Annotated in this window: 20 protein-coding genes; 12 read left to right on the top strand and 8 right to left on the bottom strand. The window is 71.3% G+C overall.

The window, feature by feature from the left end:
- Positions 1–62 precede the first annotated feature (62 nt).
- The 5 genes from OG933_RS12140 to OG933_RS12120 form a co-directional block, all read right to left on the bottom strand.
- On the bottom strand, positions 63–500 hold the full coding sequence (locus OG933_RS12140) for a hypothetical protein (protein ID WP_405627048.1): 438 nt from the start codon (positions 498–500) through the stop codon (positions 63–65).
- A 32-nt stretch (positions 501–532) separates the two neighbouring features.
- Entirely contained in the window at positions 533–5308 is a 4776-nt protein-coding gene (locus OG933_RS12135; RefSeq protein WP_405627046.1) for a putative T7SS-secreted protein, read from the bottom strand.
- A 2-nt stretch (positions 5309–5310) separates the two neighbouring features.
- Entirely contained in the window at positions 5311–5967 is a 657-nt protein-coding gene (locus tag OG933_RS12130) for a hypothetical protein (RefSeq protein ID WP_405627045.1), read from the bottom strand.
- A complete protein-coding gene (locus OG933_RS12125; RefSeq protein WP_405627044.1) occupies positions 5964–6380 on the bottom strand; it encodes a hypothetical protein in 417 nt (138 codons plus the stop codon). Before OG933_RS12125 ends, OG933_RS12130 begins: the two co-directional genes overlap by 4 nt.
- 175 nt (positions 6381–6555) lie before the next feature.
- Complete coding sequence (locus OG933_RS12120; protein ID WP_362531308.1) at positions 6556–7059, bottom strand: MarR family transcriptional regulator; 504 nt, start codon at positions 7057–7059, stop codon at positions 6556–6558.
- Positions 7060–7123: 64 nt separating this feature from the next.
- Here OG933_RS12120 and OG933_RS12115 point away from each other — a divergent pair, with 64 nt between their 5' ends.
- Both OG933_RS12115 and OG933_RS12110 read left to right on the top strand, forming a co-directional pair.
- On the top strand, positions 7124–8407 hold the full coding sequence (locus OG933_RS12115) for a multidrug effflux MFS transporter (protein WP_405627042.1): 1284 nt from the start codon (positions 7124–7126) through the stop codon (positions 8405–8407).
- Between the two features lie 409 nt (positions 8408–8816).
- Positions 8817–9473, top strand: coding sequence for a TetR/AcrR family transcriptional regulator (locus OG933_RS12110; protein ID WP_405627041.1), 657 nt, complete (start codon positions 8817–8819; stop codon positions 9471–9473).
- Between the two features lie 43 nt (positions 9474–9516).
- On the opposite strand, the gene OG933_RS12105 is transcribed toward OG933_RS12110, so the two are convergent.
- Positions 9517–10302 (bottom strand): DUF2993 domain-containing protein, encoded by a 786-nt coding sequence (locus tag OG933_RS12105; protein WP_405627039.1) that lies wholly within the window; start codon positions 10300–10302, stop codon positions 9517–9519.
- A gap of 623 nt (positions 10303–10925) precedes the next feature.
- Between OG933_RS12105 and OG933_RS12100 the strand changes: the two genes are divergently transcribed.
- Positions 10926–12554, top strand: coding sequence for an MFS transporter (locus OG933_RS12100; RefSeq protein ID WP_405627037.1), 1629 nt, complete (start codon positions 10926–10928; stop codon positions 12552–12554).
- A gap of 113 nt (positions 12555–12667) precedes the next feature.
- Here OG933_RS12100 and OG933_RS12095 read toward each other — a convergent pair whose 3' ends face one another.
- Complete coding sequence (locus OG933_RS12095) at positions 12668–13243, bottom strand: MarR family winged helix-turn-helix transcriptional regulator (RefSeq protein ID WP_405627036.1); 576 nt, start codon at positions 13241–13243, stop codon at positions 12668–12670.
- Positions 13244–13359: 116 nt separating this feature from the next.
- On the opposite strand from OG933_RS12095, the gene OG933_RS12090 reads away from it, so the two are divergent.
- From OG933_RS12090 to OG933_RS12070, 5 genes are all read left to right on the top strand, one after another.
- Positions 13360–13875, top strand: coding sequence for a YceI family protein (locus OG933_RS12090; RefSeq protein WP_405627033.1), 516 nt, complete (start codon positions 13360–13362; stop codon positions 13873–13875).
- A 641-nt stretch (positions 13876–14516) separates the two neighbouring features.
- Complete coding sequence (locus OG933_RS12085; RefSeq protein WP_028806047.1) at positions 14517–14906, top strand: cell division protein SepF; 390 nt, start codon at positions 14517–14519, stop codon at positions 14904–14906.
- A 508-nt stretch (positions 14907–15414) separates the two neighbouring features.
- On the top strand, positions 15415–16533 hold the full coding sequence (locus OG933_RS12080; RefSeq protein WP_405633359.1) for an ATP-binding protein: 1119 nt from the start codon (positions 15415–15417) through the stop codon (positions 16531–16533).
- The gene (locus OG933_RS12075; RefSeq protein WP_054243429.1) at positions 16530–16859 is read left to right on the top strand and encodes a nucleotide pyrophosphohydrolase; all 330 of its coding nucleotides are present in this window, start codon (positions 16530–16532) and stop codon (positions 16857–16859) included. The genes OG933_RS12080 and OG933_RS12075 overlap by 4 nt, the downstream gene beginning before the upstream one ends.
- Positions 16860–17144: 285 nt before the next feature.
- Entirely contained in the window at positions 17145–17624 is a 480-nt protein-coding gene (locus OG933_RS12070; protein WP_054243428.1) for a DUF6099 family protein, read from the top strand.
- 154 nt (positions 17625–17778) lie between these two features.
- Here OG933_RS12070 and OG933_RS12065 read toward each other — a convergent pair whose 3' ends face one another.
- A complete protein-coding gene (locus OG933_RS12065; RefSeq protein WP_362531281.1) occupies positions 17779–17964 on the bottom strand; it encodes a hypothetical protein in 186 nt (61 codons plus the stop codon).
- 242 nt (positions 17965–18206) lie between these two features.
- On the opposite strand from OG933_RS12065, the gene OG933_RS12060 reads away from it, so the two are divergent.
- The 4 genes from OG933_RS12060 (at position 18207) to OG933_RS12045 (ending at position 24668) form a co-directional block, all read left to right on the top strand.
- On the top strand, positions 18207–19130 hold the full coding sequence (locus OG933_RS12060) for an LLM class F420-dependent oxidoreductase (protein ID WP_362274621.1): 924 nt from the start codon (positions 18207–18209) through the stop codon (positions 19128–19130).
- Between the two features lie 219 nt (positions 19131–19349).
- Positions 19350–20291, top strand: a complete 942-nt coding sequence (locus OG933_RS12055) for a DUF4232 domain-containing protein (RefSeq protein WP_405627029.1) — start codon at positions 19350–19352, stop codon at positions 20289–20291.
- Positions 20292–20619: 328 nt separating this feature from the next.
- A complete protein-coding gene (locus tag OG933_RS12050) occupies positions 20620–22089 on the top strand; it encodes a 3' terminal RNA ribose 2'-O-methyltransferase Hen1 (protein ID WP_405627027.1) in 1470 nt (489 codons plus the stop codon).
- Positions 22086–24668 carry a polynucleotide kinase-phosphatase gene (locus OG933_RS12045; protein ID WP_405627025.1) on the top strand — a complete coding sequence of 861 codons (2583 nt, stop codon included), beginning with the start codon at positions 22086–22088 and terminating at the stop codon, positions 24666–24668. Before OG933_RS12050 ends, OG933_RS12045 begins: the two co-directional genes overlap by 4 nt.
- Positions 24669–24896 lie beyond the last annotated feature (228 nt).

Here is a 24896-nt window from a genome sequence, read left to right as displayed (position 1 = left end):
CTTTGTCCGAGTTTCCCGGCCGTGCCGTCGATCGATTCGCCGCGGCCGGGGTTTTGAGGACCTCAGAACTCGTGGACCACCACCCAGTAGTCGGATTCTTCGACCGAGGCGGCACACAGGTGGCGGCCGTCGGCCGAGACGGCCACGAACTCGGGTGAACCCGTCACTCCGGAGATACGTGACGGGAGGTTCTTGCCGACCGGGTCCTTTACCCGCACCCAGCCGATCGCGCTCCCGCCGGGTACGGGCGGGAGGATGAGGAACTCCCCGTTCTCCCCGTAGAGCGAGGCCTGTGAGGCATGGCGATGCCATGCCTCGTCCAGTTCGTCGGCGGCGTGGGGGGCGGCGGCGGGGACGGTGGCGACCGGTTCCACCTCGAAGCCGCTGACCGCATGGATGGCGGCGTTCACGGGCGGGCCGTCAGGGGCGGCCTCTCCCGTCACCTCGAGCCCGCAGCGGCGAAGGGCGTCCCGCCACTGCGGTGCCTGCCGGTCCATCATGCTCCCTGACCTTTCATCGGTCCCCAGGACATTCAGCCGCCTCCGTAGAACAGGTGATGGTCGCCACCCGACTTGTCTATCTTGCCGTATCTCTCCATGGACTCCGGATAGCCGAGGCTGCCGTCGGGACGCTGCACCCGTGCGTTGTCCCAGCCGAAGTTGACCAGGCTCCGGGTGTCGTCGATCTTCGGCTTGCCGGCATGGAAGTGTGGGCCTGCCGGATCGTTGGTGTGCTCGACGACCACACGCGAGCCACTGTCGGTCTCGAATTGCCGGAAATTTCCCCAGTGTGCCGGATCGGGCGAATAGATATAGCCCGGCATGTGCTTCATTTGCTTGTCCCCGGTGACCACCCACTCGGCGATGGGTTCTTCGCCGTAACGAACACCGGCGAGCTCGAACGCCGCTTTTTCCGCGTCCGCACGGTTCTCGAACGGGTTGCCCTTCTCGCCACGCGGATACGGGCTGAGTCCGAGGGGGTCGGACCAGGTGTGAGGGTTGTGGACGTAGGCGGCGGGGTTGGGGGCGGGCGCGAGCCCGAGGGGGTCCGGAGTGAGGTATCGCGCGGTCTCGGGGTCGTAGTGCCGGAACACGTTGTAGTGCAGGCCGGTTTCCGGGTCGTAGTACTGACCGGGGAAGCGGAGCGGGGTGTAGGCCGTGCTGGAACTGCTCCAGGCGGTGGTGCCCCAGAGGGTGGCGCGGGTGCGCCAGGCGATGTCGCCGTCCTGGCCGATCAGCTCGACAGGGGTGCCGACGAGGTCGGTGGCGATGGCGAAGAAGCGCCGGTCCACCTCGTCCTGATGGGCATCCGCCGTGAGGATGCGCTCGGTCTGTGAGAGGGGAACGCCGGACCGGTGGTCCCAGGTGAGGGCGACGGCGTTCGGGAGATCCGGGTGGTGAAGGGTCTGTTCGCAGAGGGTCATGCCGTCCCAGGCGAACCGGGTCTCCTCCACCACGCTCTCGTCGTCCGCCAGCCGCTGCTTGGCGACGCGGCGGCCCAGGGGGTCGTAGCGGTAGCGCCAACGGGTTCCGTCCGGGGTGACCACCGAGGTGAGTCGGTTCTCGGCGTCCCATTCGTAGCGCCAGGTGTCGGGTTTGCGGGACAGGCGGGTCTTCTGCCGCAGGGTGATGCGGCCGAGGGCGTCGTGCTCGAAGCGGACGGATCCGGCGCGGGTGATCGCTGTGCCGGCGTAGGTCCGCGGGCCGGTGGCCTCGTTGCCGGGGTGGGAGGCGGGCCAGGACGCCTCGGTCAGGTTGCCGCCGGCGTCGTAGGCGTACCGCTCGGTCCAACCCTGCCCGTGGACGGCGGTGACGTGGCCGACCGTGTCCAGGTCGAAGGTGCGGGTGCCCGACAGGAAGTCGCTGACCGAGTAGAGGTGGCCGTCCGGGCGGTAGGAGTAGGCGCGGCTGTTGACCGTACGGCCGTCGACGGTCAGGTGGCTGGCGGAGAGCCGCCCGGCCTCGTCCCAGGCCGAGGTGACGGTGAGCGCGTCGGCGAAGTCTGCGAAGACACGAGCCGTTTCACGGCCCGCGACATCGTGGGCGAAGACGACCGGGGACCCCCCGCTGGTCAGGCGCTCGGGACGGCCACCGGCGTCGTATGCGTAGGTGGTCACGTGGCCGGTGGGAGTGACACGGCGGGTGCGGCGGCCCACGGCGTTGTACGCGTAGCTCATGGCGCGGCCGTCGACGAGCTCGGACTTGACCCGTCCCCGGCGGTCGTACACGTAGAGGAGTTCGCTGTCCGGGCCGGACGCCTGCAGCAGCCGTCCGGCCCGGTCGTAGCCGTAGTCGGTGACCCGGCCGTCGGCGTCCTTCCGGATCACCTGGCCGAGTTCGTCCCGTTCGAAGGAGATGACGTGGCCGAGCGAGTCGGTTCGGGAGGCGAGTTGTCCGGCGGAGTCGAGCCGGTAGCCGAGGGTTCGGCCGTCGAAGTCGGTCTCCGAGACCATCCGACCGGCCGCGTCGTACTCGTAGGCCCAGCGTGCGCCCTGCGGGTCGGTGACCTGGACGAGCCGCAGGGCGGCGTCGTACCCGAACTCGTACCGGGCTCCGTCCGGTCGGGTGCGGGACGCCACCAGGTCGAAGTGGGTGTACTCGAAGCGGGACACCCCGCCGATCGGGTCGGTGTGGGTGAGGCGGTTGCCCTCGCCGTCGTAGGTCCACGACTCGGTGGCGCCGTCCGGGGCCTCCCGGCGGATCAGATTGCCGTCCGTGTCCCACTCGAGACAAGTGACGCCACCTGTGGGGTCGGTGACGCGTCCGGCATGTCCGAGGGCGTCGCGCTCGACGTGGGTGGTCCCGCCGGCCGGGTCGACGACCTGCGCGGGCAGGCCCATGGCGTCGCAGCGGACGGTGGTGACGGCTCCCAGCGCGTCGGTGATCGACGTCGGGCATCCGCGAGCGTCGTAGGCGTACCGGGTGGTGTGGCCGGCCGGATCGGTGACCGCCACGCGATTGCCGCGCTCGTCGAAGCTTTGGAGCCAGCGGCTGCCGTCCGGGCCGTGGAGGTCCGTGTACCTCCCGAACGGGCCGGGTTTCATGGTGAGTCGGCTGCCGTCCGGGCGGAGCACGGCGACCAGGCGGTCGTGCTCGTCGTAGGTGTGGGCGGTGGTGCGGCCGAGTGGGTCGGTGCGGGTGAGGAGGTTCCCGCGGGCGTCGTAGGTGAAGGTGCTGAGGTGGCCGAGCGGATCCGTGGTGGCCAGCACGCGACAGCCGGGGCCGATGAGATGGCGGGTGGTGTGACCCTCGGCGGTGGTCAGGGTGGTGGTGCGGTGGCCGGTTCCGGCTTCGGGTGCGGAATAGGCGAGGGTGATCTGGATGTGGCCGGCTTCGCCGCCTTCGGCGATGACCCGGTCGCGATCGTCGTAGACGTAGTCGTACCGGCTTCCGTTGGAGTCGATCCAGGCGATGACCCGGCGGCGGTCGTCGTAGACGAAGGTGGTGGTGGCGCCGGAGGGTTTGGTGACGGTGGTGAGATTGCCGTCCTGATAGCCGTAGCTCGTCAGCGCCAGGTCCGCGCCGCCCTCGCCCGCGCCGGCCAGGGACAGCGCGGTGACCAGGCCGTCGGTGACGGACAGGTTCACCCGGGGGCCTGACGAGTGGACGAGGGCCAGTGGCAGGCCGTCCTCGCCGCGGTCGACGGTGCTCGTGCGGCCGTTGCGTTCGGCGACGGTCGACAGCCAGGCCGTGCCGTCGTCGCCCGGCTCGGTGCCGGGCGGGGCGGTGAAACGACGGGTCAGACCGGTGTCGGGGTCGGTGACCGTGTAGTCGCCGTCGGTCTCCCTGGCGAGAAGCGTTCGGGCCCGGCTCGATTCCGGTGTGGTGGGCGCGCCGGGTGCCGGGTGCGGGTACGGGACGAGCAGCCCGTCGGCGGTGACGTGGACGACGCCGATCGCGTCGATCTCCAGACGCTCGTCGACCGTGGACGTCCAGGCGGACCCAAGGAAGCGGCCGGTCGCGGTGCCGGACTCGGTGCGGCGGGTGAAGAGCAGCGGGAGGATGCCGGGGATCTCGAGGTCGGTCTGCGGCAGGAACATCCGGCCCGAGGCGAGGTCCACCGGGTCGGTGCCGTCGGTGGTGCGCTCGCCGTCCGGACGGCGGTGGGTGCCGTCCGGGGCGTCGTCGATCAGGCGGCGCAGCCGCGCGGCGTCGGCGGCCTCCTCGGCGATCCGCACGCCCTTCACCGCGGCGCCGCCGCCCCCGGTGGCCACGGTCAGCGCGACGTCGGGCAGCAGCCGGCCGAAGCCCTCCGCCGGGTCCTTCATGAAGTCGCCGACCATCTGCTTGCCGGTGCCGACCGGATCGTTGGCGGCCACCACCAGACCGGCGGCCAGACTGTTGAGGGACGTGGCGTACTCGGCCGGGTGCGTGATGTTGTACGGGTCCATGGGGTTGACGCTGCGGACGAAGTTGAGCAGCCCCGCCGTGCCCTTGATGACGCCGCCGCCGACATGGTCGCCCATGAGCTGCAGCTCCTGCATCCCGTCGCCCAACTGCTCGGCGTAGGACGGCTTCTGCGGAGCCATGTCGCGGGCGGCGCGGACCGCCGTGCGCGCGGTCTCCGCCGCCGAGTTGCGCTGCTTGCGGGCCTCGGCGAGGAGGTCCTGAGCGTCCTGCATCAGCTTCTTGCCGGGATCGTCGAACGTCGCCGCGGGCTTCGGCGGCAGCGAGGCCGGGTCGCGCTGGTCCGCTGGCTGGGCGTTGTAGCGATCGACGGCGCCGTTGTAGTCGTCGACCTTCTTGCGGTGGGCGTCGGCGGCGTCCTCGGAGGCCTTGACGCCCTCCTTCCACTTGTCGATCGCCGTCTGCGCCTGCCCCTGCGCCCAGGTGACGGTGCCGGCGAACGCGTCCAGCGCACCGACCGCCTTCGCGCAGGCGTCGGCGGCGGTGTACCACTTGGGCGGCTGGGTGCTCACCGCGGTGCGCAGCGCCTCGGCCGTCTCACCCTTGAGCCGGGACGAGTCGAGGCCCTTGAGCCCGTCGCCGGCGTTGTCGAAGGCCGACTGGAAGGCGCGGAGCTTCGTGGCGGTGGAGGTGATCTCGCTCGCGCTGCCGTAGATCAGCTTGGTCTTGTCCTCGGTCTGCCCGAGGTCCATCTCGTCGACCTCGGCGCCCATCCGGTTGGCGACCGAACGGGACTGTTCGCGCACCCAGTCCGCGCCGGACTCCCACCCGACGTCCTCCAGCCGGTCGGCGGTCCAGTTGCCCGCGTCCTCGACCCGGTTGCCCACCCACTCGACGCCGTCCTCGACCGCGTCCTCGACCGAGTCGGGTGTGATGTCACTGATGAAGTCGCCGATACCCACCGTCAGTTCCCCCCGGACTCACCCTGCTGCTGCTCCTGCTGGGCGCGTTCCTCCGGCGACGGGCCGAAGGTGTCGTCCAGCGCCTGGTTCCACTGGTCGTCGGAGATGCCGAGAGCGTCGTTGAGCACCTGCGACTGCCGGCCGCCTTGGCCCTCGGTGAGAACGGTGCGGCCGGTGTCCTTCCAGGTCTGCTCCATGTCCTGACCTGCCTTGTCGAACGACTCGGCGCTCCAGTCCGGGTTCAGGTAGTCCGGCGTGAAGATGTCGCCCCAGTTCTGCTGGGCGATCTCCTCCTCACTGGCGTGCGGGTTCCCGCCGAACAGGGAGTTGGCGCCCACCTTGAGCGTTGCCGCCACGTACTGGTCGTGCTCCCACTGGGTGCCCGCTGCCAGACCGAGGCGGTTCGCGAGCGCACTGGCGTCGTGCACCAGGGCGCGCACGCCCCACTCCCAACGCTCGCAGAAGTCCTCGAAGTCGACCGCGAGGCCGTGGTGCCCGGCCTCCATCCCGGTCATCGCCAGCTCCGAGAAACCCTTTCCCATCACCGACCCGGTGGCGCCGCCGAGTTCACCGAGCTGGTCGATGGTCGCGCCCACCCCCTGGGTGAACTTGGCGACGGACGCCTTGTCGAGCCGCAGGTCCGGTCCGTCACCGCTCATGACCGCGGCCCCTCTCCCGCCGCACCGGCGTCCACGGCGACCGCGTCCGGCACGATGCCGACGACCGGCGGGAAGAACATCGACCCGTCCTCGGTGGCGATGTCGACGGCGAGACCGGCGGGTTCGCCCAGGGCGGGCACGAGCTCGTCGACGATGCGCGCACCCAGCAGCGCCGCGTACTCCATGGGCTGGTCACCGCGCGCGTGGCGCAGGGCGAACCGGGCCAGTGCGACCTCGTCGGTGAACCCGCAGATCCACCGCACCCCGCCCGAACGCACCGACCACAGACCTCCGTCGGCCAGCGGCACGAGGAGGACCGAGCGTCGCATCTCGCCCACCAGAGCACGCGGGTCGTCGCCTCCGCTTCTGCGCTCGGCGATGCGTTCGGCGAGAGCCGCCTTCGGCTGCTGCACGGTTCCTCCCCGGTCGTAGGTGACTGATGGCACCGTAGAGCAGGACGCGCGCGAAGAAGCGGGCGGTTCTGGTGAGCCCCGCCCGTCCGACAGGCACCTCCCGAGGACGGGATCCCGCCGGACCTGCGTCCTCCCCCGTCGGCCCGGCCCGGCCACCACTCGGCCGGCCCCGGGTTCAGCCGTGGCGTCCCTGCCCCTCCATCGTCTCCACCAGTCGGCCCAACGCCTTGAGGACCCAGTCCCGGTCGTCTCCCAGACCTGCCAACAGATCGACCTCCGCGGCGAGTTGGCGGGGGAAGAGGTCGTCGACGGCCTTGGCGCCCGACTCGGTGATGGTGAGCAGGGCGGCGCGGCGGTCGGCGGGGTTGGGGGTGCGGGTGATGAAGCCGCGTTTCTCCAGTTTGGCGAGCGTCTTGCTGACGCCCGCGCGGGAGAGGCCGAGGCGTTCGGCGAGGCTGCGGGCGATGACCGGCTCGGTGGCGTGGCGCAGGGGGATGAGCGTGTCGACCTCGGGGGCGGTGAGCGGGGCGCCCGCGTAGAGGGGTTCGACGGCGCGGTCGAGCAGGCCGGTGGCGCGCTTGAGCAGGCCGACCACTTCCATGGGGGAGGTGTCGAGGCCCGGATGGTGCGCGGCCCATTGGGCGCGGACGTCGGCGGGGGAGGCGGGGGAGGTGGGCATGAGGCTCGCCTTCTGACCTGCTCGCTATTTGTTAGCTAGTGAACTATTGGTTATCTTTATTCTCATGGTACCTCCGTCATCCTCCCGTGCCACCGCCCTGCCGACCGCCGGCGTCCCTGCCCCTGCCCCTGCCCCCGGGGAGCGTTCGGCCGTCGCCCTTGTCGCCGTCCTCGGCGCCCTGACGGCGGTCGCCCCGCTCGCGACCGACATGTACGTCCCCGGCTTCCCGGCCATGGGGGACACGCTCGGCGCGAGCAGCTCGGCCGTACAGCTGACGATGACCGCGTTCCTGGCCGGGCTGGTCTTCGGGCAGTTGCTGATCGGACCGCTCAGCGACGGGCTCGGGCGGCGCCGGCTGCTGATATCCGGGTCGGCCGGATTCGTCCTCTTCTCCCTGGTGTGCGCCGTCGCCCCGAACGTCGGTCTGCTGACCGGCGCCCGCTTTCTCCAGGGCGTGGCCGGCGCGGCGGGCATGGTGCTGGCCCGGGCCGTACTCACCGACCGCTTCCACGGCGCCGAACTGCCGCGCCACTTCGCGGTGCTCTCCCAGGTCATGGGCGTGGCGCCGATCGCCGCGCCGGTGCTCGGCGGGGTGATCCTGAGCGTGTCCACCTGGCGCGCGGTGTTCGCCGTGCTGGCGGTGCTGGGCGGACTGCTGCTGCTCGCCGTGGTGCGCCGGGTGCCGGAGTCCCTGCCGCCCGAGCGGCGTCAGAGCGGCGGGTTCGTGAACACGTTCCGTGCCATGGGAACGCTGCTCGGCCGCCGGGCGTTCATGGGATACGTCCTGGTCGTCGCCTTCGTGGCGGCGGCCCTGTTCACCTATATCAGCGGTTCCAGCTTCGTTTTCGAGAACCTCCACGGCGTCTCCTCGACGACGTACTCCCTCATCTTCGCCACCAACGCGGTCGGCATGCTGCTCGCCGGCACGGTCTTCTCCCGGCTCGCCGGGCGGGGCGTGCGGCTGAACACCCTGCTCGCGGCCGGTGTCGGCGTGGTGCTGGTGGGCACGCTGGCGCAGGTCCTGCTGGTCCTGTCCGTGGGAGAGAGCCTCGTGGGCACGTGGGTCACGTTGTTCGTGACCGCGAGCGGCATCGGGCTGGTCTTCCCGGGCGGCATGAGCATCGGACAGGCGGTGGGGCGGATGGCGCCGGGAGCGGCGTCCGCGCTGCTGGGCGGCCTCCAGTTCCTCTTCGGAGCGCTCGCCTCGCCGCTGGTGGGGCTGTTCGGGGAGGACAGCTCCCTGCCGATGGCCGTCATCATGCTGGTCGCCGCGGCGGGGGCGGGACTCGCCCTCGTCGGGCTGGCCCGGCCGTGGCAGGGCCACGGGGAACCGGCCGCCTCGGGCTGACGGGGCTGTCGGTCTGACGGGGCTGTCGGCGGGACGGGGCTGTCGGTGTTGGTGGTGCTGGCGGTGTGACGTTGCGGTGTCGCCGTCGGCGTGACGGTGTCGTCGTCGGCGTGACGGTGTCGTCGTCCGGCGCTGATGTCGGTGAGGTGAGATGAGGTGCTGCCGTCGGTCTGACGCTGTCGTCGGTGAGGTGTTGCCGTCTGGTCTGGCGCTGCTCTCGGCGTGACGTCGTCGTCGGTCTGGCGCTGCTCTCGGTGGGGCGCGGCCCTCGTTTCCAGGCGCAGCCGGGTCGTACCCACGTCAAATCCGGGTGGCACCCGAGTCGCACCCGGGTCGCCCCCGCGGCGAAGATCGGCCACAATGGGCGCCCGTCGTCCGTTCGTCCGTACCGAACCACCCGAGGTTTCCCGTGACCCACTCCGTGGCCCGCGAGCCGCAGCGGCGTAATTCGCGGTCCAACCGGGCGCGCATTCTGGCCACGGCCCGGCAGGAGCTCGGCCGGAACCCGGACGTCACCCTGGAGGAGATCGCGCGGGCCTCCGGCGTCGTACGGCGAACGCTCTTCGGCCACTTTCCCGGACGGGCGGCGCTGTTGGAGGCGCTCGCGGAGGAGGCGTCCGAGGCGTTGTGCGGCGCGCTGGCGGTCGCGACGGCGCCGCAGGAGCCGGCCGAGCGGGCGCTCGCGCACTTCGTGCACACGATCTGGCCGGTGGGCGACCGTTACCGGCTGCTCCTGGCGCTGGCCCGGCGTGACCTGGGCGACGAGCGCGTCGCCGAGATCCTCGCCCCCGCCCGCGACGAGGTCACCGCCATCCTGGCGCGCGGGCAGCGCGACGGTGTCTTCCACACGCAGCTGCCGCCCGCCGTGCTGAGCGCGGGGCTCGAGGCGATGCAGGTCGCGCTGCTGGAGGAGGTCAACACCGGGGCGCTGGAGGACGACGGCACCCGGACGGCCGTCGTGACGCTCGTCGCGGCGGGGGTGCCGGAGGAGCGGGCCCGGGCCGTGGTCGGCGAGGTCGTGTCGGCGGCAGCAGCAGCGGCAGCGGATGCTGAGCCGGGGGCCTGAGCTGTCCGGATCGCCATAGTTCCCCTGCCTCTCCGTTCCGCGCTCACAGGTCCTGGTCCGACGGTGCTTCGTCCGGTCGGAAGGTGACCGACCTTCCCGTGAACCGGGCGTCGAGGCCGGTGGCGGTGGTGGTCACGGAGCGCAGGTTCAGGCCGTCGGGGATGTTCCGCAGCCGGATCGGCTGCTCGAAGACCTGGTCGAGCACCGCTTCCCCGGCCGCGGGCAGCGCGCCGCCCTCGACCTGGAAGTCGTCGAACGCGATCCGGTTGCCGGACGCCGCCGAGACGGTCGTGGTCACAGTGACCCGCCCTCCGCCGAGAGGCAGCAGGATGTCCGCGCTGATCCGCCCCGGCCCCTTGCCCTGGGACACCTCCAGACCGAGGGCCTCGGACACGTCCGGGTAGGTCAGACGAGCGGTCGCCGCCGCCGAACGGGCCCGCGCCTCGCTGCCGTCGTCGGACCTGGTCAGCCCGTCCAGCCGTAGGTCGAGTTCGGACAGCGGCAGCGGGCGGGCCGACCCGTCGGCGGGGATGTCGTGGGCGGTGATGTCCACCCGCCGCAGGGTGCCGGAGGCCACCTGCGTCAGGACGGGGAACCCGCGCACGTGGACCTGGGGCCGCGCCGGGGTGTCCATGCCCTCCTGGAACGCCTCCGCCGTTCGCGACTCCACCCGTGCCGTCACGAGCCGGTCGACCGTGACGGGGACCAGGATCAGCGTGAGCAGGGCGGCAAGGGCGATGGTGGTGGCGGCCGGCCGCCGCCTGCGTCGCGTGCGGGGTGCTTCGGTCGTGTCGTAGGACGCGCCGGTCCCGTACGTGTGCTGGTACATCAACTCTCCTTCGTGGACGGCGGCTTCGCCTGCGCAAGGGGGCCGGTACGGGACGGCCATGTCCCGGGCGGCGGTGAGGAGTTCGCCGAGCCGGGTGGCGTCGAGGTCCTGAGCCCGATGAATGAGCGGCGGTGAACGAGCCCGGTGAACGGACCCGGCAGGTGGGCCCGGTGAACGAACCCGGTGGGTGAGCCCGGTGAACGAACCCGGTGGGTGAGCCCGGTGGGTGAGCCCGATGAGCGTGCGAAAGCGGTCGTTCACCGTGCACAAGGTGAGGACGGGGCGGGCCAGGGCACTCGTGGCGGCGTCGGTCCCGGCGGTCTCGGCGGTCCCGGCGAGGCCAGCGATCCGGGTGTCGGAGCCACGGCTCGGTCCCGCCGGCAGTCTCCCGGGCGCTGGCGATGGGCCGGGCGGATCGAGGGTGGCGCGTGAGGGGGTGTGGCGCTGCGGTTCGCACGGGGGCGGTAGGCCGGTCACTTCGCCTCCTCGGGGCTCGGGGCTCGGGGCTCGTCGCTCGTGGCTCGGAGCAGCGGGCAGCGGGTCATCGGAATATTTGCACACCGATGGGCAATAAACTAGTCTGCACATCAACGGGCAATTAACTCGTCCTCTTAGGAGCCCCCATGCCCTTCCCCGTCAACACACCCGTCGAGAAGATGACCGGGCCGTACGCCAAGCGCTGGTCGGCGCTGATCGTGCTCTGCCTGAGCCTGTTGATCGTGGTCATGGCGAACACCTCGCTGATCGTGGCCGCGCCGGACATGACCACGGACCTGGGCCTGAGCAGCAGCGACCTCCAGTGGGTCATCGACGGCTACACCGTCCCGTATGCGGCGCTGATGCTCGTGCTGGGGTCGATCGGCGACAAGTACAGCCGTCGTGGCGCCCTGGTCACCGGGCTGTTGGTCTTCGCGGGCGGTTCGGTGATGGGCAGCCTGGTGGACCGGACCGAGCTGGTCATCACGGCCCGCGCGATCATGGGTGTCGGTGCAGCGGTCGTCATGCCGGCCACGCTGTCGCTGCTGGTCGCGATCTTCCCGCGGCGTGAGCGGGCCAAGGCCATCACGGCCTGGACGGCCACCTCGGGGCTGGCCATCGCCGTCGGACCGCTGGTCGCGGGCTGGCTGCTCCAGGACCATGCGTGGGGCTCGACCTTCCTGATCAACATCCCCATCGCGGTCATCGCCGTCGTCGGCGCGCTCGCGCTGGTCCCGCCGTCCAAGGCGGCGGGCATGGGCCGGATCGACTACGTCGGTGGGCTGCTGTCGATCGTCTCCGTCGGCTCGCTGGTGTACGCGACCATCGAGGGCCCGCACTTCGGCTGGGGCACCGGCCCGATCGCCGCTGCCGTGGTCGCCGGGGCCGGTCTGGTGGGGTTCGTGGCCTGGGAGCTTCGTCATCCGCATCCGATGCTGGACGTCCGCAAGTTCCGGATGCGGCCCTTCAGCGGTTCGATGCTGGCGGTGCTGTTCTTCTTCTTCGGCACCTTCGGCGCGATCTACTACTCCACCCAGTTCCTCCAGTTCGTGCTGGACTACGACGCGCTGGAGACCGGTGTACGGCTGCTGCCGCTGGCCGGTGCGGTCTTCGTCGGCGCCGCGGTGACCGGGCGGCTGACCCCGAAGCTGGGCGTGCGGGCGATGGTCGTGTCCGGCATGGTGATCGGCACCGCGGGCGTCTTCCTGCTCACCCGGGTCGACACGGGCTCGACGTACGCGGACTTCCTCGCGCCGATGATGATGCTGGGCTTCGCGATCGGCCTGAGCGTGTCCCCGGCCACCGACACGATCATGGGATCGTTCCCGGAGAGTGAGCTGGGTGTCGGCGGCGGAGCCAACGACACCGCGCTGGAGCTGGGCGGTTCGCTCGGCATCGCGATCCTCGGCTCGCTCCTCGGCACCGCGTACCGCGACGAGCTGACCGACCTGGTCGGCGGCAACCTTCCGGCCGCCGCGCTGGAGACCGCCAAGGACTCGGTGGGCGGTGGCCTGGCGGTTGCCGAGCAGGTCGCGAAGGACCCCGCAGGCGGGGCGCAGCAGGCGCAGGCCCTGGTCGAGGCGGTGCACGAGGCGTTCGCGCAGGGTGTCGCCCAGACCAGCCTGGTCGGCGGGATCATCATGGCCGCCGGCACGATGATCGTCTTCGCGGTCCTGCCCGGCCGTAAGGCCTCATTGGACACGGAGGGGTCGGAGGAGCCGGCGGGGTCGGAGGATGCCGCGTCCGCGGAGGAGTACTCCGACGCTTCCCGGTAGGACGATCCGCCCCGTTGCCCCGTTGCCCCGTTGCCGCTCGCCCCGCCCTGCCGTGGTGTTCCTCGGAACCCCGCCGGTGGGGCGTCCGGCGTCCGGCCGCCGGCGGACGGATGTCAGTCGGAGACGGTGGAGTGCTGCGGCTCCGACTCCGACTCCAGCTCCAGCTCCGGCTCCGGCGTCGGCTCCGGAGCCGTGGCTGTAGCCGTGGCGGTCTTCGGTATCAGCCCGCTCATCGCGGCGCACTGCTCGGGGCCCATGACATGGGCCAGCGCCCCCGTCACCGTCTCGGCCAGGGCGCCGGACGTCTCCCGGAGCATGCGCCGGGCCTTGTCGGTGAGGGCCACCTCTATGCCGCGCTTGTCGCCGCAGACCGACTTGCGGGTCACGAGGCCGGCGTGCTGAAGACAGGCGATCTGATAGGTCAGCCGCGTCTTGGGTCGCCCCAGCAGCTCCGCGATGCGGGTCATGCGGAGGCCTTCCCGGGGCTGCTCCGCCAGCAGGCACAGGACCAGGAACTCGTCGTGCGATACGTCGAGCCGTTCCTTGACCACCGAGCGCAGCCGCTGTTCCACCGCCCCGGTCGCGGCCAGCAGGAGCATCCAGCCGCGCAGTTCGGCCGGCAGCAGGCCGGCGCCCTGAGCGGACGGGCATGAGGGCAGGTCGGTGGGGTGCTCAGCGGGGTCTGCCATAGCTACGAGTGTATCTGTGGTCCAAATTTGCACGACCAGGTTGTTCAGATTTGGATTACCGGCTAGCGTGGGTCGTCCCAGCTTCATCCAAATTTGGATTATCGAGGAGAACGACCATGACCGTCGCCGTGGAAGCCGGACTGTGGCAGCTCGACACGGGTGCCTCCACCGTCGCCCTGAAGCACAAGGCGATGTGGGGCCTGGCCGCCGCCAAGGGCGTCTTCGCCATCGTCAGCGGCGGGGGTGAGGTGGCCGCCGACGGAGCGGTCACCGGCACCCTGGTCCTGGACGCGGCCTCCATCGACACCAAGAACGCCAAGCGGGACGCGCACCTGCGCAGTGCGGACTTCTTCGACGTCGAGAAGTACCCCGAGATCACCTTCGCGGTGCGTGCCGCCGAACTCGGCGCCGACGGGGCCGTGAAGGTGTCCGGCCGGCTGACGGTGCACGGCATCAGCCGACCGCAGAACTTCACCGCCCGCCTGAGCCAGGCGGACGCCGACGCGGTCACCCTGGACGCCACATTCACCGTGGACCGGAACGAGTTCGGGATCACCCTGAACCAGCTCGGCATGATGGGCGGCCTGACGACGATCACCACCACGCTCCGCTTCACCCGCACGGTCGCCTGAGGTATCGCCAAAGGTTTTGCCTGACGCGGCGTCAGTGGCATCTCATGCGCTTGGGTTTGGGCGAGGAAGTGAACTGCCCTGCTCATGACCGGGGTTCGCAGGTCGCCGGTAGGTGGGCTCGGGGGGTGGAGGGCGGGGGCCCTTCGTGATCATCCTGTCGTACGTGCCAGGGACCAGGACGACGCTCAGTGCGGCCGCGGTGTGCCGACGCGGGGATCCGACGCGGTGTGCCGACGCGGTGTGCCGACGGGGGGATCCGACGCGGTGATGCGGACGGTCGGCCCGGTCGGTCGGCCGGATCGGCCTCCGGTGCGCTCCCGGCGGCCGATCCGGCCGGGGCGCGGCAGAATGCTCGCGTGCACACACCGCGAGCCGCCCGCTGCTGTCCGGCGGACGCCGCGGGTTCTCGCTTTCGGCGGGTGTTACCAGCGCCGTTTCTGCCGAGTAAGCCGTTTCGCAACGTTATCGGGGCTGGTGAGCGGGGTGCGCCTGGACCTGAGGACTCCGGTGCGGACACGGTGGGAAGCCGTTGCGCGGCACCGGAGCCGGTGGCGGACCGTGTCGCTGTTGGGCTGAACGGGTGACTTGGCGTAAGAATGGCTGGTGCAGGCATTGAAGGCGAGTCAGTTCGGGGGGTGCCGGTGAACCGTTACGACGTCACCGATGAACAGTGGGAAGGGCTCGCTCAGGTTGTTCCGCTGCGGGGCCGGGACGCGTGGCCGTCGGCGGTGAGCCACCGCTCGCTCCCCGACGCGGAGACGGAGACCCGGCGCCGTTTCGTCGTGCTGCGGGTCAACGTCTTCGCGGACGCCCGCGAGGTCGCCGAGACGCTGATGGCGGGCATCCCGGTGCTGCTCGACCTGACGGGCGCGGAGACCGACACCGCCAAGCGGGTCCTGGACTTCTCCACCGGAGTCGTCTTCGGCCTGGCCAGCGGCATGCACAGGGTCGACCGAAACGTCTTCCTGCTGACCCCACCGGGCACCGAGGTCAGCGGGATCATGGAGGGGGCGGGGGTTCCCGGAGTCTGAGCGGTCCTCGGGCGTCGAGCGCCCGCACCTGGCGCGGCGCTCGGCGACCTCCAGGCACGTCGGCACGTCGGCTCGGCACACACGTCGCCTCCGCCACTGTCGCGCTCCGCGACGATCGTCGGAGTCTTCGAAGTCTTCGGAGTCGGCGGAGTCGTACCGGATCCTCGGGGGCCTCCGGGTCGTCCGATCCTTGAGGTCGTCGGGCCGTCGGGCCGTCAGGTCGTAGGGTCGGCGTGGTCGTCGGGTCGCTCGATCGTAGGAAGCTGTGCGGGGCGGAACGGTTCGTCTGGTGGCGGAGTCCTACGGTCCGGATATGTCCTCGCCGTTTGCGTCCTCCGCCGCCTCTTCCGCCGCCTCCACGCCCTTACCTCACCAGGCCGTACCGCAACCGGCGTCCGACCAGCCGCCGTTTGGGGACGTCTCCCGTACCGTGCCCGCGCAGGGGCCGTCCGTGGCGGAGCGACATGGTCCGTCCCCCGCGCCGGGTCTCCGTACGGCGTCCGCCCAGGTGCGGTACGTCCGGCCCTGTGTCACCGAACTGCGGCTCTCCGCCTTTGCGGGGCACCGGCGGGCCCGGTTTCCGCTGGGTCCGGTCACGCTGTTCGTCGGGGCCAGCGGGAGTGGCAAGAGCAGCGCGCTGCGGGCCTACGAGGCGCTGGCCCGGCTGGGGGGCGGGGCCCCGCTGGGCGAGGTGTTCGCCGACCCGGCCGCGTGTGTGCCGCAGGGGGCGCGGCCCGATGCCCAGCGTCGCCGGGGGTTCCGTATCGGATGCACGGCCGACGGTCCCGGCGGCCCGGTGCTGCTCGACGTCGCCGTGCAGGCCGAACCCGAGCTGCGCATCGTGGGGGAGCGGCTGAGCGCGGCGGGCGTCGTGCTGCTGGAGACGGCGCTGCGCGATCCCGGGCGCCGCGCGGTACAGGCGGCCTGGCACACCGGCGGCTCCGCACCGGTGACGCGCGCCCCCCTGCCCGACGACCGGCTCGGCACCGCACTGCTGCCGCTGCGCGTGGCCGGCAAGACCGACGGACAGCGGCAGGTGCTCGCCGCCGCGGAACAGATGGTCGTCGCCCTGCGGTCCGTCTTCGCCTGCGATCCGCAACCCGACTGGATGGGGGTCCCCGTCCCCACCGGCTCCGGCCGACTGCTCGCCGGCTGCGACAACCTCGCCGACGTCCTCTGGCGCACCCGCGAGGAGTGCGGACGACGGCACGCGCAACTGGTGGCCGCGCTGTCCGCGGGATCCACGGGACCGGTCGTGGACCTGCGCGCCGAACCGCTGGCCGACGGCACGGTCCGCGCACTGCTTCACCGCGCCGACGGCAGCCGCACGGAGCTCGCCCGGCTGGGATACGGCGAACTGCGCTACGTCGCCCTCGCGCTGGTGCTCCTCACCGGACCGGGCGTCCTCGACGTGGACCCGGTCGGCGAGGTGCCCGCCGCGATGCAGACCCTCACCCTGCTCGCGGACGGCCTCGACCGTGGCCTCGACGTACGACAGCGCGCCGAACTGCTGCGGCTGGCGGTGAGGATGGCCGAGCGCGGGCACATCCGCTGCGTCGGCGCCGTCGGCGACGAGCACGGGGCCGCCCGGACCGAGGGAGTGACGGTGGTACACCTGGGTCCGTGACAGAACAACACCTCGACGTGGCGAAGCTCCAGCGCAGACTCGCCGAGTTCGCGGCCGCGCGGAACTGGCAGCCCTTCCACACCCCCAAGAACCTCGTCGCCGCGCTCAGCGTGGAGGCGTCGGAACTGGTCGAGATCTTCCAGTGGTTGACGCCGGAGGAGTCGGCGAACGTGATGGAGGACCCGGAGACCGCCCACAGGGTCACGGACGAGGTCGCCGACGTGCTCGCCTATCTGCTCCAGCTGTGCGAAGTGCTCGGTGTCGATCCGCTGGCGGCGCTGAACGCGAAGATCGACCGCAACGAGCACAGGTTCCCGGCGCCGTAGCGCCGGCCGCGGCGGTGACCCGGCGCCGGCCCGGCGGTGACTCGGCGTCGGCCCGGCGGTGGCTCGGCAACGACGTAGCGGTGCGTGGCGGCTTCTCGGAGGGAGCCGAACAGTCCGTTTTCACTCTCCGCAGTCAACGGGCGGACCGAAATCGATTTGTTGTCCACAGATTTCGGTCTTCCTCTGGCTTTTCGCCCCACAGACCCTCACTCTGGGTAGTGGACTGGTGGACACGGGTGTTCGGGCGGACGTGCGGGCAGCACGTCGGGCAGACGGGGGCAGCGCATGGACGCGGTGCGGCTCATCCTGACGAGCAGGCGCGCGCTCGCGGGCAGCGGCGAGGGAGCAAGGATCCTCGAGGAGGTGTGGCAGGCACAGGCCCTGGCGCAGGCGATCGGCAGTCGCCTCGCCGTCTCGGGCCCGCCCGAACTGCGTGGCGAGGCACTGGGACTGACCGAGCTGGCGGGCAGAGGCTGCGGTGTGCTGGGCGCGCCGGACCTCGATCCCGGGGACCTGCTCGCCGCCCGGCTCACCGAACTGGACGACGCCCGTCAGGCGCTGCTCGACCTGAGCGGCCTGCTGGGCGAGGTCGGCATCGCCCTGGTCGGCCTCGCGAGTTCGGCGGACGACCAGGGCACGTACTGGAAGTGCATGGAGGCCATCGACGCGGCGGACGAGTCCAGGGACAGGGTCCTGGAGATGCTGCGCAAGCTGGCGGCGAGAGAGGAACGGGAGGAGAGAGAGGGCGCGTTGCCGGAGAGGTGAGAAAGCCGACCTGTCCGGCGCTCGGTGCTCGGCGCCCCTTCGCCGGGCGCCCGGCATCCGGCGCCCAGCGAAGGGGCGGGAGTGGAGGAGGGGCGGGAGGGGCGGGTGGGGGAGGGGGCAGGGGGAGGGGGGAGGGGGGAGGGGGCGGAGAGGCTCAGCCCCCCATGCCGCCTTCTTCTCTGGGCCCCCGCTGCGCACCCCCGGTCGACTGGAAATCCGCATCCAACGCGGAGAGGTCCGCGTTCAGGGCCGCCATCAGCTCCTCCATCTGCTGAAACAACCCCTTCGGCTGGGCTGCGGCGTGGGCGCCGCCCTGCTGCGGCACGGTCTCTTCGGACATGACGGCCTCCTCGGCCCTGGCCCCCGTGAGGAGGGCCGATGCGGGTGACGTCCCGGCGCTGACCGGCCGGGCACGGGCGCCGGGCGGTCCGGCTCCGCCCGCCCAACGATCACCGGAGGGGCGGGTCACTGGCCCGGGCAACCCCCCACGCACGGCACGGACGATTTTTCACCCGACCGGGGACGGCCGGGGGAGACGGGACCGGTGGGGTTGACGGGAAGGCCGGAGTGCAGGATGGAGGCATGGATCTGCGTATCTTCACCGAGCCCCAGCAGGGGGCGACCTACGACACCCTCCTCGCCGTGGCGAAGGCCACCGAGGACCTCGGGTTCGACGCCTTTTTCCGGTCCGACCACTATCTGAAGATGGGCGACGTGAGCGGCCTCCCGGGCCCCACGGACGCCTGGATCACCCTCGCCGGGCTCGCCCGCGAGACCAAGCGCATCCGCCTCGGCACGCTGATGACCGCCGGCACGTTCCGGCTGCCCGGCGTCCTCGCCATCCAGGTCGCGCAGGTGGACCAGATGTCCGGCGGACGGGTCGAACTGGGCCTGGGCGCGGGCTGGTTCGAGGAGGAGCACACGGCGTACGGGATCCCCTTCCCGAAGGAGAAGATCGGCCGGCTGGAGGAGCAGCTGGAGATCGTCACGGGCCTGTGGGCGACGGAACTCGGCAAGACGTACGACTTCCACGGCACGTACTACGACCTCACCGACTCGCCCGCGCTGCCCAAGCCCGCGCAGGCGAAGATCCCGGTGCTGATCGGCGGCACCGGCGCGACCCGCACACCGCGGCTGGCCGCCCGGTTCGCCGACGAGTTCAACATGCCGTTCGGCTCGATCGAGGACAGTGAGCGCCAGTTCGGCCGGGTACGGGCCGCCGCTCAGGAGGCGGGCCGCGCAGCCGATTCGATCACCTTCTCCAACGCCCTCGTCGTCTGCGTCGGCAAGGACGACCAGGAGCTCGCCCGGCGCGCCGCCGCGATCGGCCGCGAGGTCGACGAGCTGAAGGCCAACGGGCTGGCCGGCTCTCCGGCCGAGGTCGTCGACAAGATCGGCCGCTACGCCGAGGCAGGCTCCCGGCGGTTCTACCTCCAGGTCCTCGACCTGCACGACCTGGACCACCTGGAGCTGATCTCCGCGCAGGTGCAGGCGCAGCTGAACTAGTACGGCGATGCAGGGGCAGGCGCAGCTGAACTAGTACGGCGATCGGGGACGTGCGCGGCGGCGCGCCCGGCCCGGCTTGGACATCGTTGTCTTCGTTGTCTTCGTTATCCTCATTGTCCGGACGGCCGGGACGCGCCGCCGATCATCTGTGACACGGCTGTGACCGGAGCTATGGCTTCCGTCACAGTCGGCATGGCCGGGCCCTGATGAGGTGGCCGGATGCGCAGACCCCTCCCGCTCCTGCCGGCTCTCGCCGCCGTGCTGCTCCTCACGGCGTGCGGATCGGAACAGGCCGGCACCCAGAACGGCGGCGTCGGCGCGAGCGGCTCGACACCGCGGACGCAGGTCACCCAGCCCGCCGTGGACGGGGTCCGGATCACCTCGGTGACCATCCCCTCAGCCTCCGCGAGCCCCAGCGCATCCGACGGCGGCCTCGTCAAGGCCGAACGCCTCCCGACCGGGCTCGCCGCCGATTCCGGCATCTCGGCCGCGTACGAGGTCACCAACTCCGGTACCAAAGCGTTGACGTACACCGTCCTTTTCGACTTCACGACGAGCGCGGGCGAGGTCATGAGTAACGAGCGGGTGACCGTGCGCTCGGTGGGGGCCGGCCGGACGGTACGGGGCACCGTACGGCCGGGGGAGCTCGTGCCGGGGTCGTCGCCGGTGACGACGGTGAAGGTCAGTGAGGTGACCAAGGTCCCGGCGGCCGAGGCGCCGACCGAGGCCGGGGTCTGCCCGCCCTCCGGGGTCCGCGTCTTTGCCGACGACGGCGACGCCGCGATGGGGCTGCGCGTCGTGGGACTCATCCTGGAGAACTGCGGCGATCGGGACTACACGGTGGACGGCTACCCGCAGGTGACCCTCCTGGACGAGGACCACAAGCCGGTCGACGGCGTCAAGATCTTCAAGGGCAGCGGCGGCATCTCCACCGTCACCGGGTTCGACGACGCGCCCCGGCCCGTCACGCTGAAGCCCGGCGAACGCGCGAACGCCGGCCTGATGTGGCGCAACACCACCGGCTCCGGCACCGCGGTCGACGTCCCGTACGTCCGGGTGCGTGCCAGGTCCGACGCCGAGCCGGTGATGGTGACCCCCCACCTGGACCTCGGCACCACCGGAAAGCTGGGCGTCAGCCCGTGGCGAAGCACACCGGAGTAACAGACGGACGGAGCAGCAGACAGACGGAGGGACGCGGAGACAGGGAGACGGAGCGCCGGAGGGACGGAGCGCCGGAGGGACGAAACGGCGGACGACCGAAACGGCGGACGACCGAAAGGTCCGAGAAACCTCTGGAAGGGGCGAGCCGGGGATCCCGGCGGCGGTGAGCGTCTCCGCCCCCGGCGCCCGGTGTCTGACCAGCGCGGACGGTCGTCGGCCGGCTGGGAAAATCGCGAGTGGCGCGGAAGCGTTCTCTGTACGTTGTAAGGGTGCGCGAGCGCACGATCAGCGCTTCCGCTCCTTCTTCCGAACCCACCGAGGCACCCACGTGTTCCTGACGATCAGCACCACCGGCACCCCTGAACGTCCCGCCACCGATCTGGGCTTCCTGCTGCACAAGCATCCCGACAAGGCGCAGGCGTTCTCCACCTCCTACGGCAAGGCCCACGTCCTCTATCCCGAGGCCGATGCCGACCGCTGCACGGCGGCGCTGCTGCTGGAGGTGGACGCCGTGGCGCTGGTCCGGCGAGGCAAGGGCAAGGGCCGGGGCGGCGCTCCGGACGCAGCCCTCGCCCAGTACGTCAACGACCGCCCCTACGCGGCCTCCTCGCTGCTCGCGGTCGCCCTGAGCGGGGTGTTCTCCAGCGCGATGCGCGGTGTGTGCGCGGCGAAGCCCGAACTCCCCGCGCAGAAGCGGCCGTTGCGTGTCGAGGTGCCCGCACTGCCCGCCCGCGGCGGCGTCGACCTCGTACGCGGTCTCTTCGAGCCGCTCGGCTGGGCCGTGAGCGCCGAACCGGTCGTCCTCGACACGGAGTTCGAGGAGTGGGGAGACTCGCGGTATGTGAGCCTGGTCCTGGAGGCGGAGACGCTCACCGTCGCCGAGGCCCTGCGTCACCTGTACGTCCTGCTGCCCGTCCTCGACGACGCCAAGCACTACTGGGTCTCCTCCGACGAGGTCGACAAGCTGCTGCGCGCCGGTGAGGGCTGGCTGTCGGATCACCCCCAGCAGAAACTGATCACCAGCCGTTACCTGTCCCGCCGCTGGTCGCTGACCCGCCAGGCGATGGAGCGGCTGGAGCTGGTCCGGCTCGCCGAAGCCGACGACAGCGAGGTCGAGGAGATCGACAACGCGGTCGAGGCGGAGGCCGAGACGGAGGAGCGCCCGACGCCGCTGGCCGTGCTGCGCCGTGAGGCCATCGTCACGGCGCTGTCGGAGTCCGGGGCCGCCCGGGTCCTCGACCTCGGCTGCGGCCAGGGCCAGTTGGTGCAGGCGCTGCTGAAGGACCCGCGCTTCACCGAGATCGTCGGTGTCGACGTGTCGATGCGCGCGCTCACCATCGCCTCCCGGCGGCTGAAGCTGGACCGCATGGGTGAGCGGCAGGCCTCCCGCGTCCAGCTCCTCCAGAGCTCGCTCGCCTACACCGACACCCGCCTCAAGGGCTACGACGCCGCCGTGCTCAGCGAGGTGATCGAGCACCTCGACCTGCCCAGGCTGCCTGCCCTGGAGTACGCGGTGTTCGGTTCGGCCCGCCCGCGTACGGTCCTGGTGACCACCCCGAACGTCGAGTACAACGTCCGCTGGGAGAGCCTCCCGGCAGGACACGTCCGACATGGCGACCACCGCTTCGAGTGGACCCGGGAGGAGTTCCGCGGCTGGGCGGCCACCGTCGCCGAACGGCACGGCTACGCCGTCGAGTTCGTCCCGGTCGGCCTGGACGACCCGGAGGTCGGCCCGCCCACCCAGATGGCCGTTTTCACCATGAGCAGCGTGAACGAGAAGGAGGCGAAGGCAGCATGACCGAGACTCAGGTTTCCACGAAGCAGGGCCGTGTACTGCCCGTCACCGACCTCTCCCTCGTCGTGCTGATCGGTGCGTCCGGGTCCGGCAAGTCCACCTTCGCCCACCGCAACTTCAAGCCCACCGAGGTCATCTCCTCCGACTTCTGCCGAGGTCTGGTCTCCGACGACGAGAACGACCAGAGCGCGACACGGGACGCCTTCGACGTCCTGCACTACATCGCGGGCAAGCGGCTCGCGGCCGGCCGTCGCACGGTGGTCGACGCCACCAGCGTGCAGCAGGACGCCCGCCGTCAGCTGATCGAGCTGGCGAAGCAGTACGACGTGCTGCCCATCGCCATCGTGCTGGACGTACCGGAGGAGGTGTGCGCCGAACGCAACGCGGCCCGCACCGACCGCGCCGACATGCCCCGCCGGGTCATCCAGCGCCACACCCGCGAACTCCGCCGCTCGCTGCGCCACCTGGAGCGCGAGGGCTTCCGCAAGGTGCACGTCCTGCGGGGTGTCGAGGACATCGAGAACGCCTCGGTCGTCACCGAGAAGCGCTACAACGACCTGACCCACCTCACCGGCCCGTTCGACATCGTCGGCGACATCCATGGCTGTGCCTTCGAACTCGAGGGCCTCCTGGGCAAGTTGGGCTATGTGGACGGCGTCCACCCGGAGGGCCGGCAGGCCGTGTTCGTCGGTGACCTGGTCGACCGGGGCCCGGACAGCCCGGGTGTGCTGCGTCGCGTGATGGCGATGGTCAAGTCGGGCAACGCCCTCTGCGTGCCCGGCAACCACGAGAACAAGTACGGCCGTCACCTGCGCGGCCGCAAGGTCCAGCACACCCACGGCCTGGCCGAGACCATCGAGCAGATGGAGAGCGAGAGCGAGGAGTTCCGCACCGAGGTACGGGAGTTCATCGACGGCCTCGTCAGCCACTACGTCCTCGACGGCGGCAGGCTCGTGGTCTGCCACGCGGGTCTGCCGGAGAAGTACCACGGCCGCACGTCCGGGCGCGTCCGCTCGCACGCGCTGTACGGCGACACCACCGGCGAGACCGACGAGTTCGGCCTGCCGGTGCGCTACCCGTGGGCGGAGGACTACCGGGGCCGCGCGGCGGTGGTCTACGGCCACACGCCCGTCCCGGAGGCCACCTGGCTGAACAACACCATCTGCCTGGACACCGGCGCCGTGTTCGGCGGCAAGCTGACCGCGCTGCGCTGGCCGGAGCGCGAGCTGGTCGACGTACCGGCGGAGCAGGTCTGGTACGAGCCGACGAAGCCGCTGCGCTCCGAGGCACCCGGCGGGCACGACGGCCGCCCGCTGGACCTGGCGGACGTCCACGGCCGACGCATTGTCGAAACCCGTTACGAGGGTCAGAACCGTGTCTCGATCCGCGAGGAGAACGCGGCCGCGGCCCTGGAGGTCATGAGCCGTTTCGCGGTGGACCCGCGGCTGCTGCCGTACCTGCCGCCGACGATGGCCCCCACGGCGACCTCGCACGTCGAGGGCTACCTGGAGCACCCGGCGGAGGCGTTCGCGCAGTACGCGCAGGACGGTGTCGCGCGGGTCGTGTGCGAGGAGAAGCACATGGGCTCGAGGGCGGTGGCCCTGGTGTGCCGGGACGCGGAAACGGCACGCAAGCGTTTCGGCGTGGACGGCCCCACCGGATCCCTCTACACCCGCACGGGCCGGCCGTTCTTCGACGACGAGAGCGTGACGGAGGAGATCCTCGGCCGGATACGGACCGCGGTGGACGAGGCGGGCCTCTGGACGGAGCTGGCCGCACCCGACAGCGCCACCGGCGAGGTGGACTGGCTGCTGCTGGACGCCGAGCTGATGCCCTGGTCGCTGAAGGCCTCGGGTCTGCTCCGCTCGCAGTACGCGGCCGTGGGCGCCGCGTCCCGCGCGGTCTTCCCGGGCACCCTGTCCGCCCTGGAAGGCGCGGCGGCACGAGGTGTCGACGTCGGGGACCTCCTCTCCCGCCAGCGCGAACGCGCCTCGGACGCGGCAGCGTTCACCGAGGCGTACCGCCGCTACTGCTGGACGACGGACGGCCTGGACGGCGTACGGCTGGCCCCGTTCCAGATCCTCGCGGTCCAGGGCCGCAGCCTCGCCGACCTGCCCCACGACGTACAGCTGTCGCTCCTCGACCGGCTGGTGGAACACGACAACACGGGTCTGCTCCAGACCACCCGGCGCCTCTACGTCGACACGGCCGACCCCGAGTCGGTCCAGGCCGGTGTCGACTGGTGGCTGGAGATGACGGGCCGAGGCGGCGAGGGCATGGTCGTCAAGCCGCTGGGCGCCCTGGTCCGCGGCAGCGAGGGCCGCCTGGTCCAGCCCGGCATCAAGTGCCGGGGCCGCGAGTACCTCCGGATCATCTACGGCCCGGAGTACACCCGTCCCGACAACCTCACCCGACTGCGCGGGCGCTTCCTCAACCACAAAAGGTCGTTGGCGATCCGCGAGTACGCCCTGGGCCTGGAGGCCCTGGCCCGCCTGGCCGAGGGCGAGCCCCTGTGGCGCGTCCACGAGGCGGTCTTCGGTGTACTGGCCCTGGAGTCGGAGCCGGTCGACCCGCGGCTGTGAGCGGGGCGTCGGTCTCCGGCGCGACAGGCGAGGAGCTGTGCTGCGCCGCGTTCGTCCGGCTGGACGGGGCGCAGCCGGTACTCACCGCCCCGGGCCGATCAACCCAGGATGGACGGGCGGGAGTTGGCGGGTCGGTCGCACCCGCCACCGTCGGACGGGGTTTGGCGGCGCGGTCCATCCCGTAATCGCCGGGCGGGGTTTGGCGGCGCGGTCCAACCCGCATTCGCC

The organism is Streptomyces sp. NBC_00016 (assembly GCF_045040885.1).
Taxonomy (GTDB): Bacteria; Actinomycetota; Actinomycetes; order Streptomycetales; family Streptomycetaceae; genus Streptomyces; species Streptomyces coriariae.
This window is presented reverse-complemented; position numbering and strand designations above follow the sequence as displayed.